Below are 16,783 nucleotides of genomic sequence, written 5' to 3'. Positions count from 1 at the left end.
CGTCCCCTCCTTTCCGTGTCGTGTCAGCGCTCGGTCTCATCAGCCTTGTCGACCGGCAGCTCACCGTTGACCGGCTGATCGATCGCCTCCTCGGCGTCGCCCGAGGGTTGCGGAGCCGGCTCGTGGTCGGTGACCCCGACCAACGCCGCCCGCAGCACCCGGTCGCCGAAGCGGTAACCCCGCCGCAGGACGGTGGTCACCGTGGGGCCGTCGACGTCGGGCGAGGTGTCGTGCTGGACGGCCTCGTGCACGGTCGGGTCGAACTCGTCGCCGACCGCGGCGAACGGCTCCAACCCGGCCTTCTCCAAGGTCGCCAGCAACTTCTCGGCCACTGCCTTGAACGCACCGGTGAGGTCACCGTGCGCGTCAGCCCGCTCGAGGTCGTCGAGCAGGGGCAGCAGGTCCCCGACCACGGCGGCCTTGCCGCCCTCGGTCATCGCCTCACGCTCGCGTTCGACGCGGCGGCGGTAGTTGGCGTACTCCGCCTGCACCCGCTTCAAATCCGCGGTGCGCTCGTCGAGCTGCTTCTCCAGTTCGGACACGTCCGGACCGGTGACGCCCTCGCCCGCCGTGCCCTCGGCGGCGTCCGCCTGCGCGGGCGCCGCCGAGTCGGCCGGCACTTCCTGGGCCTCCTCCGCGTCAGTCTGGGCGCCGTCCTGGGCGCGCAGCTCACCGGTCTCGGGATCGATCTTGCGACGGTCCCGCACGACCACTGGCTCCTGTTCCCGCTCGTCGGCTCGCTCGGACTGGGATTCGGTCACTTCTTGTCCTTGTCGTCCTCGTCCACGATCTCGGCGTCCACCACGTCGTCGTCGGCCTTGGCCGAGGAGCTGTCGGCCCCGGCGGCACCGGCGTCAGCACCGCCCGCCTGCGCACCCGTGTTGGCGTACAGCGACGTGGCCAGCTCCTGGGAAGCGGAGTTCAGCTTCTCCATCGCTTCCTTGATCTTGGCCGTGTCGGTGCCCTTCAGCGCCTCGTTGGCCTCGTCGATCGCGGTCTTGACCTTGCCCTTGAGTTCCTCGGGCAACTTCTCGTCGTTGTCCTTGACGAACTTCTCGGTCTGGTAGACCAGCGTCTCGGCCTGGTTGCGGGTCTCCGCCTCCTCGCGGCGCCTGCGGTCCTCATCCGCGTGGGCCTCGGCGTCCTTGATCATCCGGTCGATGTCCTCCTGCGGCAGCGCGGAGCCACCGGTGATGGTCATCGACTGTTCCTTGTTGGTGCCGAGGTCCTTCGCGGTGACGTGCACGATGCCGTTGGCGTCGATGTCGAAGGTGACCTCGATCTGCGGCACACCACGCGGTGCCGGCGGGATGCCGGTCAGCTCGAACATGCCGAGCTTCTTGTTGTGGGCCGCGATCTCGCGCTCACCCTGGAAGACCTGGATCTGCACCGACGGCTGGTTGTCGTCCGCGGTGGAGAAGATCTCCGAACGCTTCGTGGGGATCGTGGTGTTGCGCTCGATCAGCTTGGTGAACACGCCACCCTTGGTCTCGATACCGAGCGACAGCGGCGTGACGTCGAGCAGCAGGACGTCCTTCACCTCGCCCTTGAGCACACCGGCCTGCAGCGACGCACCGAGCGCCACGACCTCGTCGGGGTTGACGCCCTTGTTGGGCTCCTTGCCGCCGGTCAGCTCCTTGACGAGGTCGGAGACGGCGGGCATCCGGGTCGAGCCACCCACGAGCACCACGTGGTCGATGTCGGCCACCGAGATGCCGGCGTCACGGACGACGTTGTTGAACGGCGCCTTGGTGCGCTCCAGCAGGTCGGCGGTGATGCGCTGGAACTCGGCCCGCGACAGGGTCTCGTCGAGGAACAGCGGGTTCTTGTCCGCGTCCACCGTGATGTACGGCAGGTTGATGTTCGCGGTGCTGGAGCTCGACAGCTCGATCTTGGCCTTTTCCGCGGCCTCCTTGATGCGCTGCAGCGCCATCCGGTCCTTGGTCAGGTCGATGCCGTGCGAGGCCTTGAACTTCTCGACCAGCCAGTCGACGATGCGCTGGTCCCAGTCGTCACCACCGAGGTGGTTGTCACCGCTCGTGGCCCGCACCTCGACGACGCCTTCGGCGATCTCCAGCAGCGAGACGTCGAACGTACCGCCACCGAGGTCGAAGACCAGGATGGTCTGTTCCTTCTCGCCCTTGTCGAGGCCGTAGGCGAGCGCGGCCGCCGTGGGCTCGTTCACGATGCGCAGGACGTTGAGGCCCGCGATCTGTCCGGCCTCCTTGGTGGCCTGGCGCTGCGCGTCCTCGAAGTACGCGGGCACGGTGATGACCGCGTCGGTGACCTCGTCACCGAGGTAGGCCTCGGCGTCCCGCTTGAGCTTCATGAGCACACGCGCGCTGATCTCCTGCGGCGTGTACTTCTTGCCGTCGATGTCGACCTTCCAGTCGGTGCCCATGTGACGCTTCACCGAGCGGATGGTGCGGTCGACGTTGGTGACGGCCTGGTTCTTGGCAGGCTGGCCCGTCAGCACCTCGCCGTTCTTGGCGAAGGCGACGATGGACGGAGTGGTACGGGCGCCCTCCGAGTTGGCGATGACCGTCGGCTCACCACCCTCGAGGACCGCGACGACCGAGTTGGTCGTACCCAGGTCGATGCCGACCGTGCGCGCCATGTGTCTTTCCCTCCTGCGTTTCCTGATGCCTGTGGCCGACTCGCGGGCGAACAGTGGTGTCCGCTCCGGGAGCAGCAAACTTGAGTCAGGTCTACTCAAGTTCTAACCGGATCGAGCTTACGCCGTCAATCCGGAGTTGAGTGAGGCACACTCAAGGTTTCTGCTTCGTCCAACGAAGCCGCTCGTCCCGATGTTCCCGGGCCCCGCCGAGAGGAATCCCGCGGGGCCCGGTCTGACACGTCACACCCCACGCACCGTGACGTCCCCGCTCGTAGCGGTGATCCGCAGTGTCCGGTCGGCAGCCGGATCGTCCCCCCGAACGTCCTGGTCACCACTGGTCGTCGACACCTCGGCCCGGTAGTCGCCCTCGGGAACGACGACCTCGATGTCACCGCTGGTCGCCTCCGCCCGGACCGCGTCGACCTCCCCCACGTCGAGCGACAGGTCACCGGACGTCGCCGTCACCTCGGCCTCCCCCACCTGGTCGAGGTCGAGCACGACGTCGCCGGAGGTGACCGCGACCGCCACCCGCCGTGCCCCGCTCAACCGCACCTCGATGTCGCCGGACGAGGCGCGCAGGTCCACGTCCCCCGTGTCCTCCACCACGACGTCACCCGACGTGACCGACCCCGAGACGGTCACGTCGGGCGGCACCGTCACCTCGTAGTCCGCCGAACAGCCCGCACCACAACCGGCGAGCCTCAACGTAAAGCCGTCCACGTCGAACGCCCGGTCCGGCTCGCCACCGACGTGGGTCAGCTCCTGCCGCACCACCGTCTCGGCGACCTCCCCCGCGCGGATCTTCACCGAACCCGAGCCGTTGTCGATCTCCACGTGCCGGATCGCGGCGGACACCGTGTCCGTGCGCTCCGTCGTCGTGGTGAACGACCAGTTCGTCGCGACGGCCAACCCCACGACCACGAGGATCGCTCCCCCGACGGCCAGCCCGACGCGACTCATCTTTTCTCCGTTCCCCCGGCTCACCGTGCCTGTGCCTGTACGAGGCTAGGGAGCCGAGGCACCCCGCCACATCGGGGAAGCCCCCGAACCGACCCTGGGGCGAACCCCCGGGGTCCTCACTAACCTGACCTCACAGACATTCGGCAACTCCGACGACTGGAGGCACCCATGACCCGAGCGGGCTCGGCTCCGAACCCGTACGACGCGCTACCCCCCGTCCCGTCGTTCCGCCTGCGCAGCGACGACGTGGCCGAGGGCGAGACGCTGCCGGTGCCACAGCGCAGCGGCATCATGGGCGCGGGCGGCGAGGACCTCTCCCCCCACCTGGCCTGGGAGGGTTTCCCCGAGGAGACCAAGAGCTTCGCGGTGACCTGCTTCGACCCCGACGCCCCCACCGGGAGCGGCTTCTGGCACTGGGCGGTGTTCGACATTCCCGCGTCGGTCACCGAGTTGAAGTCCGGCGCCGGCACCCCGGACCGGGGCAGCCTGCCCGAGGGGGCGCGCATGCTGAGCACCGACGGCGGCGTCCGGCAGTACGTCGGCGCGGCCCCGCCGCCCGGACACGGCCCGCACCGCTACATCTTCGCGGTCCACGCGCTGGACGTGGAGTCGCTGGACGTCGCGGAGGACGCCACCCCCGCGGTGCTCGGCTTCACCATGTTCGGCCACACGTTGGCCCGCGCCACGCTCACCCCGATCTACGAGAACGAGGGCTGAGCGGACCACATCGCACTCGCGCGGCACGGCCTCGGCGGGGTGGACGCCTGCCCCGCCGAGCCAACCCGACGACACCCTTCTCCTCCGTACGGCGCAACGGATTCCTCCCCGAGGCCGACGTTTTCCGCGTGCCGCGAATCGCCTCCACCGTCCCTTTCGGAGTCCGTATGCTGGACGCCCGAGCGAGCGCTCCAATGCAGCCGGAGGTGGTCGGTGAGCAGCTCTGCGCCGCGTGGCCTGATCGGCTCGGCCAGGCGCGCCCTACGGGTCCTGGAGATCGTCGCCGCGGAGGGGGACGGCGTCTCCGCGAAAGCGGTGGCCCGCCGTGCCGGGTTCACCCTCTCGACGACGTACCACCTGCTCAACACCCTCGTCCACGAGGGCTACGTGGTACGCCTCGGCCACGGGCGCGGGTTCGGCCTCGGGTACAAGATCGACACGCTGCACCGGCGGCTGTGCGCGGAACTGAACGTCGACGACGTGGTGCGGGAGGAGTTGAACCTGCTGCATCGCCACGCACGGGCCGCCGCCTACTACACGGTGCTGCGCGACACCGACGTCGTCGTGGCCGCCGTCGCCGACTCCGCCCGGTATCCCCGGGCCACACCGGTGGAGTTCGGTCTCCACGAGGCGGCGCACGCCACGGCGTTCGGCAAGGTCCTGCTCTCGACGTTGACGCCGAGACAGCGACGGTCCTACCTGGAGGGCACGGGCATGCCGCGGCTCACCGACCGGACCCGCGTGCGGTTCGCCGACCTCACCCGCGAGCTGGAGCTGGTCAGGCGCTCGGGCGTGGCGAGGGACGTCGAGGAGTTCCAGCGCGAGGTCGCGTGCGTGTCGGCTCCCGTGCGGGGCGCGGACAACCGGGTCCGGGGCGCGGTGGCGTTCTCCGTTCCGATCAGCGAGTTCGCGGCGCGGCACGGGGAACTCGAACGCACCGTCGCGCGGGGCGCGGCCCGGCTCACCCGGGTGCTGGCCGACTCGGCGAGCCTCGACCCGACCGCCGTCAGTGCGGTTTGAGCAGGTAGTCCACCACGGGACGAAGTTCCTCGGCCGTCGGCGGCTCGTCGTCGATCAACCCCTGGATCAACAGCCCGTCGATGCCCGCGAGGAACACCCGGAACGGCACCTCGTCGTCGTGCTGGACCATCGACGTCAGCACGTCGAGCCAGCGACGCGCCGCAGGGCGCAGTTCGGGTCGGCGCGCGGCCAGCAGATACAGCTCGTACTCGGCCATCGTGCGCCCTCGACGCGGCCCGAGCGCCTCGGCCAGCAGGTTCGCCACCTCGTCGGCACCTCTGCTTCCTCGGGAGCGGGCGCGGTCGATCATCCAGTAGACCTCGGTGGCCATGTCCCTCGCGCAACTGATCAGGGTCGCGATGAGCAGGTCGTCGAGGCTCGCGAAGTGATAGGTGGTGGACGTGGTGGGGATGCCCGCCTCCTTGGCCACCGTGCGATGGGTGACCCCGGCGACGCCGTCCCGCTCGATCACGCGCAGCGTCGCCTCGATGATCTCGTTGCGACGCTTCTCGCCCCGGGCCCTTCGCCCGTCGACCTGTTGTCTCACTGCTGTTGACCTCCGAGTTCCAGGAGGACGACGCCGCCGATCACGAGCACCAGTCCGGCGATCATCGTGACGTTCATGCGTTCACCCAGGAACAGTGCGCCGATGACGGCGACGAGCGCGACCCCGAACGCCGACCAGATCGCGTAGACGACACCGACGGGCATGCCTGCCTTGAGCACGAGGGAAAGCAGGTAGAACGCCGTCCCGTAGGCGACGGCGACGATCACCGAGGGCACCAGCCTGGTGAAACCGTCCGCGTACTTGAGCGACACGGTGCCGGTCACCTCGGCCACGATGGCCGCCGCCAACAGGACATAGGGGTTCATGACTGTTAAAATACCTGAACGAACGTCCCAATATCCGGCGAGTCGTGCGCCACATCAGTGGGACGCCGGGAGAGGCAGTAGGTTACTCATCAGTACGAACCATTAGCCTTTCCCCGACCCACCGCGAAGCTCCCGAACCGAAAGGCCCCGAGCATGGGTGCACTGCAGATCACGATGGGCGCGATCGGCGTCCTCGTCAGCATCGTCGCCTGGTCCGTGTTCGTCTCCGGCGTGCTCCGCCAGATTCGCATCATCCGACTCGGCCAGCCCGACTCGACCCGCAACGGTCCCTTCGGGCCCCGCCTGCGCACCCTGATCAAGGAGTTCGCGGCCCACACCCGCATGAACAAGTTCCGCCAGGTCGGCCCGTGGCACTGGCTCGTCATGTGGGGCTTCTTGCTGGGCTCGCTCTCCGTCTTCGAGGCCTACGGTGAGGTCTTCGTTCCGGAGTTCACCTGGCCGATCATCGGCCACTGGAGCCTGTGGCAGCTCCTGCTCGAACTGCTCGGCCTCGGCACCGTGGTCGGTGGTGTCGCCCTGGCGATCATCCGCCAGGCCAACCACCCGCGCCGCGCCGACCGGCAGTCGCGCTTCGCCGGGTCGAACTTCGGCTGGGCCTACTTCGTCGAGGCCGTGGTGATCATCGAGGGTCTCGGCATCCTCGGCGTCAAGACGTTCAAGATCGCCAGCGGCATCGAGGACCCGGCCCTGTGGTCGAGCTTCGTCACCAAGCCGCTCGCCACCCTGCTGCCCACCAGCACCGCCGCCGTGTCGGTCATGGCGCTGGTCAAGCTGCTCTCGGCGATGATCTGGCTGATCGTCGTCGGCCGCACCCTGACGATGGGCGTGGCCTGGCACCGGTTCAGCGCCTTCTTCAACATCTACTTCAAGCGTGAGGCCGACGGCGGTGTCGCGCTCGGCGCCCTGAAGCCGATGATGAGCGACGGCAAGCCGCTCGACTTCGAAGAGGCCGACCCCGAGAAGGACGTGTTCGGCGCGGGCCGGGTCGAGGACTTCTCGTGGAAGGGCTGGCTCGACTTCTCCACCTGCACCGAGTGCGGTCGCTGCCAGTCGCAGTGCCCGGCCTGGAACACCGGCAAGCCGCTGTCGCCGAAGCTGGTCATCACGCAGCTCCGCGACCACGCCTACGCCAAGGCCCCGTACCTGCTGGCGGGCGGCAAGAAGGACGTCACGGGCGAGGAGGTCGGCCTCACCGGCGACAACCCGTACGCGGGCATCGACGTGCTGGCGCTGGCCGAGGCCGAGCGCCCGCTCGTCGGCACCGGCGACGACGGCGGCGTGATCGACCCCGAGGTGCTGTGGTCGTGCACCACCTGCGGCGCGTGCGTCGAGCAGTGCCCCGTGGACATCGAGCACGTCGACCACATCGTCGACATGCGGCGTTACCAGGTGATGATCGAGTCGAACTTCCCGAGCGAGCTGAACGGGATGTTCAAGAACCTGGAGAACAAGGGCAACCCGTGGGGTCAGAACGCCCGCGACCGCCTCGCCTGGACCGAGGACCTCGACTTCGAGGTGCCGGTCTTCGACGGTGAGCTGGGCGACGCCGAGTACCTGTTCTGGGTCGGCTGCGCCGGCGCCTTCGAGGACCGTGCCAAGAAGACGACCCGCGCGGTGGCCGAGCTGCTGCACATCGCGGGCGTGAAGTACACGGTGCTCGGCCCGGAGGAGACCTGCACCGGCGACCCGGCTCGCCGCGCGGGCAACGAGTTCGTGTTCCAGATGCTCGCCCAGCAGAACGTCGAGGTGCTGAACTCGGTGTTCGAGGGCGTGGAGCAGAGCAAGCGCAAGATCGTCGTGACGTGTGCGCACTGCTTCAACACGCTCGCCAACGAGTACCCGGAGCTGGGCGGCACCTACGAGGTCGTGCACCACACCCAGCTGCTCAACCGCCTCGTGCGCGAGAAGCGACTCACTCCGATGGCGCCGATCGCGCAGGACGTCACCTACCACGACCCGTGCTACCTGGGCCGCCACAACAAGGTGTACGAGGCGCCGCGTGAGCTCGTGGGTGCGTCCGGCGCGTCCCTGCGCGAGATGCCCCGCCACGCCGACCGGTCCATGTGCTGCGGCGCCGGTGGTGCGCGCATGTGGATGGAGGAGCGGATCGGCAAGCGGATCAACGTGGAGCGAGTCGACGAGGCGCTGGGCACGGCGCCCTCGAAGATCGCGACGGGGTGCCCGTTCTGCCGCGTGATGCTCACCGACGGCGTGACCGCCCGCCAGAACGAGGGCAAGGCCGCCGAGACCGTCGAGGTGGTCGACGTCGCGCAGCTCCTGCTGTCCGCGGTGAAGCGTGGTCAGCCGGTGGGCGCGGGTGTCTCCGGCTCGGGTGCGGCCGGCGGTGGCGCCGAGATCGGCGGTGAGGCCGAGGCCGACGGCCGCGCGGACGTCCCCACCGACGAGGTCGGTACCGGAACGACGCAGCCTGACGAGGACAAGTAGTCACCAATCGGCGGGGTCGCTTAAAAAAATCCCAAATACTCACGGATTATTCTTAAACGCGACCCCGCCGTCTGGCCCCCAAACCGCGCTAGCATGACAACCTCGCGAGCCAGTAACAAAGCGAGGACAAGGCAGCAACATGCAAGGCGGAGATTGCGTGGGTAGGCCGGACGATGCCGAACCGACAGGGGCGGGTCATGACGAGGAGGCTTTCAGCACCGACCTCTTCTCGGACCAGGCTCCGCACGAGGGCTGGCGACCCTCACCCGCCCCACGCAAGCGCACTCCCCGCCCGGCGCGCGTCGTGATGTCCCAGCACGACGCGTTCGCCGACGAGGAGGAGAGTTCCACGACGGGCAGACTGCGCGCGAGACCCTACGTCCTCACCAAGGGACGCACCCGCGCTCGCTCCGACCTCGCCGTGGAAACGCTCGTCTCCGCCGAACCCCACGCTCGATGGCACCTCCACAAACCCGGCTCCGAGTACCGCAAGCTCGGCCAACTCTGCGCCGTTCCGGTGTCGGTCGCGGAGATCGCCGCGAACCTCTCGGTACCGCTCGGCGTCGCCAGGGTCCTGATCAGCGACCTCGCCGAGACCGGTTACCTGCGGGTGCACCAGGCCGCGCCCACCAAGGGCGGCAGGCCCGACCGAGCCCTGCTCGACCGCGTGCTGGCCGGACTGCGCAACCTCTGACTCCTCGTCGTACCGCCCGTACGAGCACGCCCGCCCGACGCCCCTTGTTCGAGCGCCGGCAACGGTGCTTCACTCCGTGCTCGGCGACCACCGGCGACACCGGACCGGTCGAGCACGGTCAGCCCCTTCGCGCGAGAGGAGCCCGCGATGCCACCCACCCACGAGGTCACCAACCAGGTTCCGCTGCTCGTCGACCACGACGTGGCCGACGACCCCGCGTTGCTCGACGGTCTCCGTCGCGAAGGCGCGGACTGGGCCGAACCGGAGGTCCGTGAACTCGGCGTCCTCGCAGGCGGCGAGCAGGCTCAGGAGTGGGGCAGGCTGGTCAACGAGTACCCGCCGGTGCTGCGCACGCACGACCGCGTCGGCAGACGCATCGACGAGGTCGAGTACCACCCGTACTGGCACGAGTTGATGACCGTCGCGGTGGAACACGGACTGCACGCGGCTCCGTGGACGCAGGACCGTCCTGGCTCGCACGTGGCCCGCACGGCCAAGTTCTACGTCTGGAGCCAGGTCGAGCCGGGGCACACGTGCCCGATCTCGATGACCTACTCGGCCGTTCCGGCCTTGCGGCACAACGCCGAGCTCGCCGCCACGTACGAACCGCTGCTCGCCGCTCCGCACTACGACTTCGGCCTGCGCGTGCCCACCACCAAGCGCGGTCTGATCGCGGGCATGTCGATGACCGAGAAGCAGGGCGGCTCGGACGTCCGCGCCAACACCACCCGGGCCGTGCCGAACGGCGACGGCACCTACCGCATCACCGGGCACAAGTGGTTCACCTCCGCGCCCATGTCCGACATGTTCCTCACGCTCGCGCAGGCCCCGGGCGGACTGTCGTGCTTCCTGCTGCCCCGCGTGCTGCCCGACGGCACCCGCAACGCGCTGCACTTCCAGCGACTCAAGGACAAGCTCGGCAACCGGTCGAACGCCTCCGGCGAGGTCGAGTACGACGGTGCGGTGGGCTGGCTCGTCGGTGAGGAGGGCCGGGGAGTCCGGACGATCATCGAGATGGTCAACAACACCCGACTCGACTGCGTGACGGGCAGCGCCGCAGGCATGCGCTACGGCACGGTGCGCGCCGTGCACCACGCGCAGCACCGCCACGCGTTCGGCGCCGCGCTCGACCGGCAGCCGCTCATGACGAACGTGCTCGCCGACCTCGCCGTCGAGGCGGAGGCGGCGACCACCGTGGCGTTGCGGCTCGCGGGAGCCACCGACCGCGCCGTCCGAGGCGACGCGCAGGAGGCGGCGTTCCGCAGACTCGCCCTGTCGGTCACGAAGTACTGGGTCTGCAAGCGTGCCCCCGCCCACGCCGCGGAGGCGTTGGAGTGCCTCGGCGGCAACGGCTACGTGGAGGAGTCGGGCATGCCGCGCCTCTTCCGGGAGTCGCCGCTGTCGTCCATCTGGGAGGGCTCGGGCAACGTCGCCGCGCTCGACACGCTGCGTGCGATGACGAAGCAGCCCGAGGCCGTCGAGGCGTTCTTCGCCGAGGTCGGGCTCGCCGCGGGGGCCGACTCCCGACTCGACGAGGCGATCGCCTCGGTGCGGCGCGAACTCGGCGACCCGTCCGACGCGGAGTACCGGGCCAGGCGGGTCGTGGAACGGCTCGCGCTCGTGCTCCAGGGCTCGTTGCTGGTCAGGCACGGCGACAAGGCGGTGGCCGACGCGTTCTGCGCCTCCCGCCTCGGCGGCGACTGGGGTGTCGCGTTCGGCACCCTGCCCCGGGGAACGGACGTCGAGCGGATCGTCGCCCGGGCCCGGGTCGCTCAGTAACCGAAGTTCTGCGTCCAGTACCAGCCGTCGGGGTTGAGTCCCACCCCGATGGCGGTGATGTCGCAGTTCAGGATGTTGCGGCGGTGGCCGTCGGAGGACATCCACGCGTCCATGACGGCCTCCGCCGACGACATGCCCATGGCGATGTTCTCGGCGGCCGGGCTCGGGTAGCCGGCGTCCTCGATGCGGTCGTCGAATGACCTCCCGTCACGGGAGGTGTGGGAGAGGTAGCCGCCCGCGGCCATGTCGTCGCTGTGTCCCTGAGCCGAGGCGACGAGTCGGTCGTCCACGCGCACCGCCGCGCACCCGGCCTTCGCGCGTTCGGCGTTGACGAGCTCGACGACCTGCTCCTGCGCGGAGCCCGTCGGGTTCTCGGCACCGTCGGGGGTGGTGCTGGTGGTGGAGTCGGTCGTCGGGGTGCTCGACTCGGTGTCGGGGGGCGGGGAGCTGGTCTGCGACGAGGTGGTGGGCTCGTCCTGCGCCTCATCGGTGTCGGGGGTGGAGGTCGTCGGCTCGGTCGTCGGAGTGGGGCTCGGCTCCTCGGACGACGTCGCGGTCGTGGTGCTCGGCACCGGCACGCCACCGGCCTGCGCGCCACCGGGCCGAGGCTCGGAGGCCGTCAGCACTCGGGTGTCGTCCGGGCCGGGTTGCAACCAGAGCAGGTGACCGCCGGCGGCGACAGCCACCCCGACGAGCACGCTGGCGAACACCAGCAGTGACCGGATTCGGGAACTCGGGGCAGGCACGGCGCGAGAAGTTACCACCGACGAGTGCTTTATTGAACCGTGATGTGATTGGCGGCAACCTTGTGACGCCCCGTGGATCGGGGAGGTCAGCGGCGGGTGTCGACCCGGTCGAAGTTCTTGTAAGCCCTGCTCGGAGTGGGTCCACGCTGGCCCTGGTACCGCGATCCGACCTCGACCGACCCGTACGGATACTCGGCGGAACTCGTGAGCTGGAACAGGCAGAGCTGGCCGATCTTCATGCCCGGCCACAACGTGATCGGCAGGTTGGCGACGTTCGACAGCTCCAGCGTGATGTGCCCGCTGAAGCCGGGGTCGATGAACCCGGCCGTCGAGTGCGTGAGCAGCCCGAGCCGCCCCAGCGACGACTTGCCCTCCAGGCGACCCGCGAGGTCGTCGGGGAGCGTGAACAGCTCGAAGGTCGACGCCAGCACGAACTCGCCCGGGTGCAGCACGAACGGGTCGTCGTCGCCGTCCTTCTCCACCAGCGACGTCAGCTCGTCCTGCCGCAGCTTCGGGTCGATGTGGGTGTACTTGCTGTTGTCGAACACGCGGAAGAAGCGGTCGAGCCGTACGTCGACGCTCGACGGCTGCACCATCGCCGGGTCGAACGGGTCGATCTTCAGGCGTCCCGACTCCAGCGCCTTGCGGAGGTCACGGTCACTCAACAGCACCGCTTCACCCTAACCGGGCCGTCGTCGGCCTCGTCCGGGCGGCGGAGGACGGCGGGACGGTGGTGCGCATGTGCCGGGAATAGGTGGGGTCGTGCTCGACCAGACGTGAGAGTCGTTCGGCGTAGCGTTCTCGGGCGAGCGCGCCCAACCGCTCCTGGAGACGCGTCGCGCCCGGAACCCACTGGCGGACGGTCTCGGCGGCGAAGTTGCCCGCCGCCGCGGCGACGACGGCGGCCTGCGCGATCGGGTCGTCGGGAAGACCGAGGAAGTCCGCGTTCCTGCTGCCCAGCACGAGGCGACTGATCGAGCCGTGGACCCGCACCGACAGCTCACCCAGCACCTCACCGAGTCGACCACGGTCGGCCGCCACACCGGCGTGCGACCGCAGCAACGCCGCCGCGAGCCGCTTCGAGTCCTCGTCGGGCAGGAACTCCGTGACGGCCAGCAGCCACCACAGCCGCCAGGCGTCGTCCTCGGTGGCGGGCAGCAACTCGTCGTCGACGCCCATGAGCCAGCCCACGTACCGCCAGAGGTGGAGGATGTCGGCCCGCTCGGCCGCCGTGTACCGCACGCCGAGCAGCCGCATGCCCAGCACGTACACCAGCGAGAACAGCATGAGCGTGCCCGCGGTCTGCACCTGGTTGATCGGCCGGTCCCACGCGGCGTAGTCCCAGTCGTCCCGCTTGTTCATGGCGGCGCGGACGTGGGCGTGGACGATCCGCACCCGCAACGCCGCCGCGTACCCGGTGGCGTTCACCCGCAGCGCGCCCGGGGTGGTGACGTCGAGCCACCAGCGGGTCGTCTCGATCAGCCGACGGGTGGCCGCGTACTCGATCGCCCCCGTTCCCACCAGCGATTTCGCGGCGCGCGAGGCGAGATAACCGCCCATCAGGGCCACGTCGCCGAGGGGGAAGAGGCTCAGCACTCCCGAGCGCACGATCGCGCGGGCACCCCGGTCGAGGCGACGCTGGTCCACCCAGTACGGCGTCGACTCGACCGTGGCGAAGAAGTCGACGAGTTCCTTCGGCGGGTCGTCGAGGGAGGCGACGCCCTGCTCGACGGCCTGGTCGAACAACGCCCGACCCCGACCACGCGGCAACCGACGCATCATCGCGACGACGGCGTCGGCCAGCGGGTCCTCCCGCTCCGCGAACTCCCGCAAGCGACGTCGTTGCCGCTCGGTGGCCCGAATGTCCTTGGGAGCGAACAGCAATGTGGCGAGGCGGAGGCCGCCCTGGCGTAGCAACTCCGGATCAGGCACCCGCTCGTCGGCCATCATGGACAACAAGTGTTGTCAGTTCGTGTGCGCAGCGTCAAGAGCGACGAACAGGGAGAAGACAGAACTCGAACGCGCCGACGAGCGACACACCGCCGAGGGACCACCCGCGTGCCGTCGAGTGATCGGCATCGTGTATGCTGTGAGCTGCTGCGGATGTAGTTCAATGGTAGAACATCAGCTTCCCAAGCTGAGAACGCGGGTTCGATTCCCGTCATCCGCTCTCACCGAAACCCCCAGGTCGATCCGGCCCGGGGGTTTCGTCGTCTTTGGGCTCGCCCCCGCGTCCCCTCCGCCCCGCGCAATGGGCCGATCGGCAGGCAGGACGACCCCGAACGTCCCCGTCCACCTCTTCCAGCTCGGTGAACCGTGAAACCCGGACGACACGACCGGTGTCCTCCGCCGATGAACGGGAAGAGATGACCTGCCATGGCACGGCAGAAGGAGGGCGACCAGGTCAAACGCAAGCTCAGGAAGTGGCCGTGGATCTTCGCGATACTCGCGGTGCTCGTCGTCGTGATCGTCGTGAATACCAACCGGGACGGCGGCGACACGGCCACTCCACCCGCCCCGGTGCCCGAGGAGGTGGCGGAGCCCCAGCCCGCGGGAGTGGGCCAGCCGGTTCGAGACGGGCTGTTCGAGTTCACCGTGCTCGACGTCCAGGACAGCCCGTCGGTGGGCGACGAGTTCCTCTCCGAGACCGCCCAGGGCCGCTACGTGCTGGTGAGCGTCCGGGTCGCCAACGTCGGCGACGAGGCCCGTAGCTTCCTCGACTCCGACCAGTACCTCTTCGACGCCGCCGATCGGCGGTTCTCCACCGATCTCAGCGCCGAGTCGTTGCTGCCGGACAACGACGTGCTCACCAACCCGATCAACCCCGGCACCGTGGTCGAGGGCACGCTCGTCTACGACGTGCCCGTGAACGTCGAGCCCACCCGGATCGAACTGCACGACTCGTCGTTCAGCCAGGGAGTGTCGGTCGACCTGCGATAGGCAGACGCGTTCCCACGACGCCCACACGCGTCCCCACGACGGCAACATGCGTTCCTGCGACGCCGACATGCGTTCCTGCGACGCCAACACGCGTTCCTGCGACGCCGGCATGCGTTCGCCGGGTGCGGACACGCCGCGTGGGACCGGGAGCTTCGGCACACTCGCACCGTGGACACGACATTTCGTGGAGCCACGACTGACCCGGACGGCCCCGCGCCCCACGACTGACTTCGACCCGGACCGCTATGCGCCGCGACTCACCCCGGACGTCAGCCGTCGAGCCGCCTGCGCAGTGTCGCGGGTGCCTTCCGCCGCCACGCCTGCTCCACCAGCTCGGCCAGTTCCTCACCGTCGATCTCGTCGAGGTCGACGAGCACGGCACCGTAGCCGTCGTAGTGCGGGGTGGTGTGGAAGGCGAGCGAGCCGGACGCGAGCATGGCTTCCTTCTCGTCCAGGCCGCACATCACGACGAGCCAACCCTCGGCCTCGGTGCGCAGACGCAGGAAGGTCCGACCCCCGACCTTCGCCGCCGGGGTGCGGTAGGACGTCGCGATCTCGACCCCGGGCAGCTCGCTCGCGAGCCGCACGACGTCGTCCCAGGTCTGCATCTCGTCGATCCTCCCACCGCCCGTGTCCTTCGGCGATCGGTCATCGGCCGGACGGCCGAGGCACCCCGCGAGGGCGGTCCGCTCGACCGAGGTTTCCCACCCCCACCGCGCCATAGCGTCGAGGCATGACGACGGCACAGCAGACAGCACTGGCGTACGGGTTCGGCGGGTTCCTGGTGGTCTGGACCGTGCTCGTGATCCCGCAAGTGATCGTCCACCTCGCCAGATTCGGTCGCGTCGATCGTCGCCGTGTCCTCACCACCGGCGTCGTCACGCTGTACCTGTGTCTCGCGGTGGCGGTGGTGCTGCTGCCACTGCCCGCGCCGGGAGACGCACGCTTGACGCAAACCGTGCAGCTCGTGCCGTTCCAGTGGGTCGACGACATGGGTGTCGAACTGGCGAAGTACGGACTGCCGGACAGCCACGCCCTGCTCACCCAGACGTTCCAGCAGCTCGCGATGAACGTGTTGCTGTTCGTTCCGTTGGGCGCGCTCTGCGTCCTGCTGTGGCGACGGGGCCTGGTGGCGACCACGGCGATCGGGTTCGGCGGGTCCCTCCTCATCGAGATCACCCAGCTCACCGCAAACTTCGGCACCGCACCGTACGTCTACCGGATCTTCGACGTCGACGATCTGATGGCGAACACGGCGGGCGCGGTGCTCGGCTGGACGGCCACCACGCTGGCGCTGGCGTTGCTCCGCCTCAGGAAGGCGGCCGCCGACCGGGCATCGGCAACCGCTCGGACCACGCAGTTCGCGGCAGTGGTTCCGCCTCACCCAGTCGCACCAGGTGTTCGTGCCTTCGCCGGGCCTGTCGGCGTGCCTCACGCTGATCTTCGTACGCAACCGTCACCGCAGCCGCGATGAGCAGCAGGCTCGCGATGACGAAGACCAGAGCCAGTTGCACGCCATCCCCCTTGATGCCGTCGTGTGTTGCCCATCACAGAGTAGGCCGTCCGTGGCGCTGCCACCACCCTTTGTGGTGGTCAGGTGCGCCTCGGGCCGTCACTCAGCGCGGCGGGAGGACACAGAACTCGTTCCCCTCCGGATCGGCGAGCACGACCCAGGGCTGGCGCGGCGCTTCGTCGATCACCCTCGCCCCCAGCCCCACCAGCCGTTCCACCTCGTCGGCCTGACTTCCCCGGGCCGCGAGGTCGAGATGCCACCGGTTCTTGACCGTCTTCGGTTCGCCGACCGGCTGGAACAGCAGAGCGGGGTCGCCGTCGAGCTGGACGTAGGTCAGCCCGTCGGCGTCCCGCCATCTCCTCGGCTCGGCGTAGTCGAGGGCCTTCCGCCAGAACTCGGCGAGCGCCTCCGCATCCGCGCAGTCGACGACCACGGCGATCACGTGAGCGGACATGCCG

The 16,783-nt window shown here is 69.1% G+C and carries 17 protein-coding genes and 1 tRNA gene; 8 read left to right on the top strand and 10 right to left on the bottom strand.

Features of this window, described 5'->3' with window-relative positions; translation table 11 throughout:
• Positions 1 to 23: 23 nt before the first annotated feature.
• The 3 genes from grpE to JAV51_RS06185 form a co-directional block, all read right to left on the bottom strand.
• Positions 24 to 761 carry a nucleotide exchange factor GrpE gene (grpE, locus tag JAV51_RS06195; RefSeq protein WP_197319652.1) on the bottom strand — a complete coding sequence of 246 codons (738 nt, stop codon included), beginning with the start codon at positions 759 to 761 and terminating at the stop codon, positions 24 to 26.
• Positions 758 to 2,617, bottom strand: coding sequence for a molecular chaperone DnaK (gene dnaK, locus JAV51_RS06190; RefSeq protein ID WP_197319651.1), 1,860 nt, complete (start codon positions 2,615 to 2,617; stop codon positions 758 to 760). The genes grpE and dnaK overlap by 4 nt, the downstream gene beginning before the upstream one ends.
• A gap of 240 nt (positions 2,618 to 2,857) precedes the next feature.
• The gene (locus JAV51_RS06185; protein WP_197319650.1) at positions 2,858 to 3,577 is read right to left on the bottom strand and encodes a DUF4097 family beta strand repeat-containing protein; all 720 of its coding nucleotides are present in this window, start codon (positions 3,575 to 3,577) and stop codon (positions 2,858 to 2,860) included.
• Between the two features lie 168 nt (positions 3,578 to 3,745).
• On the opposite strand from JAV51_RS06185, the gene JAV51_RS06180 reads away from it, so the two are divergent.
• Complete coding sequence (locus JAV51_RS06180) at positions 3,746 to 4,294, top strand: YbhB/YbcL family Raf kinase inhibitor-like protein (protein ID WP_197319649.1); 549 nt, start codon at positions 3,746 to 3,748, stop codon at positions 4,292 to 4,294.
• A gap of 213 nt (positions 4,295 to 4,507) precedes the next feature.
• Positions 4,508 to 5,314 (top strand): IclR family transcriptional regulator, encoded by an 807-nt coding sequence (locus JAV51_RS06175; RefSeq protein WP_197319648.1) that lies wholly within the window; start codon positions 4,508 to 4,510, stop codon positions 5,312 to 5,314.
• On the opposite strand, the gene JAV51_RS06170 is transcribed toward JAV51_RS06175, so the two are convergent.
• Entirely contained in the window at positions 5,301 to 5,861 is a 561-nt protein-coding gene (locus tag JAV51_RS06170) for a TetR/AcrR family transcriptional regulator (RefSeq protein WP_197319647.1), read from the bottom strand. The two genes, JAV51_RS06175 and JAV51_RS06170, sit on opposite strands and share 14 nt — an antisense overlap.
• On the bottom strand, positions 5,858 to 6,187 hold the full coding sequence (locus JAV51_RS06165) for a multidrug efflux SMR transporter (protein WP_197319646.1): 330 nt from the start codon (positions 6,185 to 6,187) through the stop codon (positions 5,858 to 5,860). The genes JAV51_RS06170 and JAV51_RS06165 overlap by 4 nt, the downstream gene beginning before the upstream one ends.
• A 153-nt stretch (positions 6,188 to 6,340) precedes the next feature.
• Here JAV51_RS06165 and JAV51_RS06160 point away from each other — a divergent pair, with 153 nt between their 5' ends.
• The 3 genes from JAV51_RS06160 to JAV51_RS06150 all read left to right on the top strand — a co-directional run bounded on the left by JAV51_RS06160 (position 6,341) and on the right by JAV51_RS06150 (position 11,126).
• Positions 6,341 to 8,653 carry a (Fe-S)-binding protein gene (locus JAV51_RS06160; protein WP_197319645.1) on the top strand — a complete coding sequence of 771 codons (2,313 nt, stop codon included), beginning with the start codon at positions 6,341 to 6,343 and terminating at the stop codon, positions 8,651 to 8,653.
• A 157-nt stretch (positions 8,654 to 8,810) separates the two neighbouring features.
• Complete coding sequence (locus JAV51_RS06155) at positions 8,811 to 9,347, top strand: DUF742 domain-containing protein (RefSeq protein WP_307845748.1); 537 nt, start codon at positions 8,811 to 8,813, stop codon at positions 9,345 to 9,347.
• 147 nt (positions 9,348 to 9,494) lie between these two features.
• The gene (locus JAV51_RS06150) at positions 9,495 to 11,126 is read left to right on the top strand and encodes an acyl-CoA dehydrogenase family protein (protein ID WP_197319643.1); all 1,632 of its coding nucleotides are present in this window, start codon (positions 9,495 to 9,497) and stop codon (positions 11,124 to 11,126) included.
• Here JAV51_RS06150 and JAV51_RS06145 read toward each other — a convergent pair.
• From JAV51_RS06145 to JAV51_RS06135, 3 genes are all read right to left on the bottom strand, one after another.
• Positions 11,120 to 11,872, bottom strand: a complete 753-nt coding sequence (locus JAV51_RS06145; RefSeq protein WP_197319642.1) for a CAP domain-containing protein — start codon at positions 11,870 to 11,872, stop codon at positions 11,120 to 11,122. The genes JAV51_RS06150 and JAV51_RS06145 overlap by 7 nt on opposite strands.
• Before the next feature lie 86 nt (positions 11,873 to 11,958).
• A complete protein-coding gene (gene dcd / locus JAV51_RS06140) occupies positions 11,959 to 12,543 on the bottom strand; it encodes a dCTP deaminase (RefSeq protein WP_197319641.1) in 585 nt (194 codons plus the stop codon).
• A gap of 4 nt (positions 12,544 to 12,547) precedes the next feature.
• Complete coding sequence (locus tag JAV51_RS06135) at positions 12,548 to 13,822, bottom strand: oxygenase MpaB family protein (protein ID WP_197319640.1); 1,275 nt, start codon at positions 13,820 to 13,822, stop codon at positions 12,548 to 12,550.
• A gap of 149 nt (positions 13,823 to 13,971) precedes the next feature.
• Here JAV51_RS06135 and JAV51_RS06130 point away from each other — a divergent pair.
• Both JAV51_RS06130 and JAV51_RS06125 read left to right on the top strand, forming a co-directional pair.
• Positions 13,972 to 14,042: transfer RNA gene (locus JAV51_RS06130), tRNA-Gly, on the top strand.
• A gap of 206 nt (positions 14,043 to 14,248) precedes the next feature.
• Positions 14,249 to 14,812 carry a DUF4352 domain-containing protein gene (locus JAV51_RS06125; protein WP_197319639.1) on the top strand — a complete coding sequence of 188 codons (564 nt, stop codon included), beginning with the start codon at positions 14,249 to 14,251 and terminating at the stop codon, positions 14,810 to 14,812.
• Positions 14,813 to 15,081: 269 nt separating this feature from the next.
• Here the strand turns inward: JAV51_RS06125 and JAV51_RS06120 are convergent, their stop codons facing one another.
• Entirely contained in the window at positions 15,082 to 15,420 is a 339-nt protein-coding gene (locus tag JAV51_RS06120) for an MmcQ/YjbR family DNA-binding protein (RefSeq protein ID WP_197319638.1), read from the bottom strand.
• Between the two features lie 125 nt (positions 15,421 to 15,545).
• Between JAV51_RS06120 and JAV51_RS06115 the strand changes: the two genes are divergently transcribed.
• Complete coding sequence (locus JAV51_RS06115; protein ID WP_197319637.1) at positions 15,546 to 16,286, top strand: VanZ family protein; 741 nt, start codon at positions 15,546 to 15,548, stop codon at positions 16,284 to 16,286.
• A 142-nt stretch (positions 16,287 to 16,428) separates the two neighbouring features.
• Here JAV51_RS06115 and JAV51_RS06110 read toward each other — a convergent pair whose 3' ends face one another.
• Entirely contained in the window at positions 16,429 to 16,779 is a 351-nt protein-coding gene (locus JAV51_RS06110) for a VOC family protein (protein ID WP_197319636.1), read from the bottom strand.
• Positions 16,780 to 16,783: the final 4 nt, after the last annotated feature.

Source organism: Saccharomonospora sp. NB11 (genome assembly GCF_015910535.1).
GTDB lineage: Bacteria > Actinomycetota > Actinomycetes > Mycobacteriales > Pseudonocardiaceae > Saccharomonospora.
This window is presented reverse-complemented; position numbering and strand designations above follow the sequence as displayed.

Excerpts from the sequence above, each read along its gene's own strand:
- dnaK (WP_197319651.1), bottom strand. The coding sequence starts at position 2,617 with ATGGCGCGCACGGTCGGCATCGACCTGGGTACGACCAACTCGGTCGTC.
- JAV51_RS06185 (WP_197319650.1), bottom strand. The coding sequence starts at position 3,577 with ATGAGTCGCGTCGGGCTGGCCGTCGGGGGAGCGATCCTCGTGGTCGTG.
- JAV51_RS06180 (WP_197319649.1), top strand. The coding sequence starts at position 3,746 with ATGACCCGAGCGGGCTCGGCTCCGAACCCGTACGACGCGCTACCCCCC.
- JAV51_RS06165 (WP_197319646.1), bottom strand. The coding sequence starts at position 6,187 with ATGAACCCCTATGTCCTGTTGGCGGCGGCCATCGTGGCCGAGGTGACC.
- JAV51_RS06160 (WP_197319645.1), top strand. The coding sequence starts at position 6,341 with ATGGGTGCACTGCAGATCACGATGGGCGCGATCGGCGTCCTCGTCAGC.
- JAV51_RS06150 (WP_197319643.1), top strand. The coding sequence starts at position 9,495 with ATGCCACCCACCCACGAGGTCACCAACCAGGTTCCGCTGCTCGTCGAC.
- JAV51_RS06135 (WP_197319640.1), bottom strand. The coding sequence starts at position 13,822 with ATGATGGCCGACGAGCGGGTGCCTGATCCGGAGTTGCTACGCCAGGGC.
- JAV51_RS06125 (WP_197319639.1), top strand. The coding sequence starts at position 14,249 with ATGGCACGGCAGAAGGAGGGCGACCAGGTCAAACGCAAGCTCAGGAAG.
- JAV51_RS06120 (WP_197319638.1), bottom strand. The coding sequence starts at position 15,420 with ATGCAGACCTGGGACGACGTCGTGCGGCTCGCGAGCGAGCTGCCCGGG.
- JAV51_RS06115 (WP_197319637.1), top strand. The coding sequence starts at position 15,546 with ATGACGACGGCACAGCAGACAGCACTGGCGTACGGGTTCGGCGGGTTC.
- JAV51_RS06110 (WP_197319636.1), bottom strand. The coding sequence starts at position 16,779 with ATGTCCGCTCACGTGATCGCCGTGGTCGTCGACTGCGCGGATGCGGAG.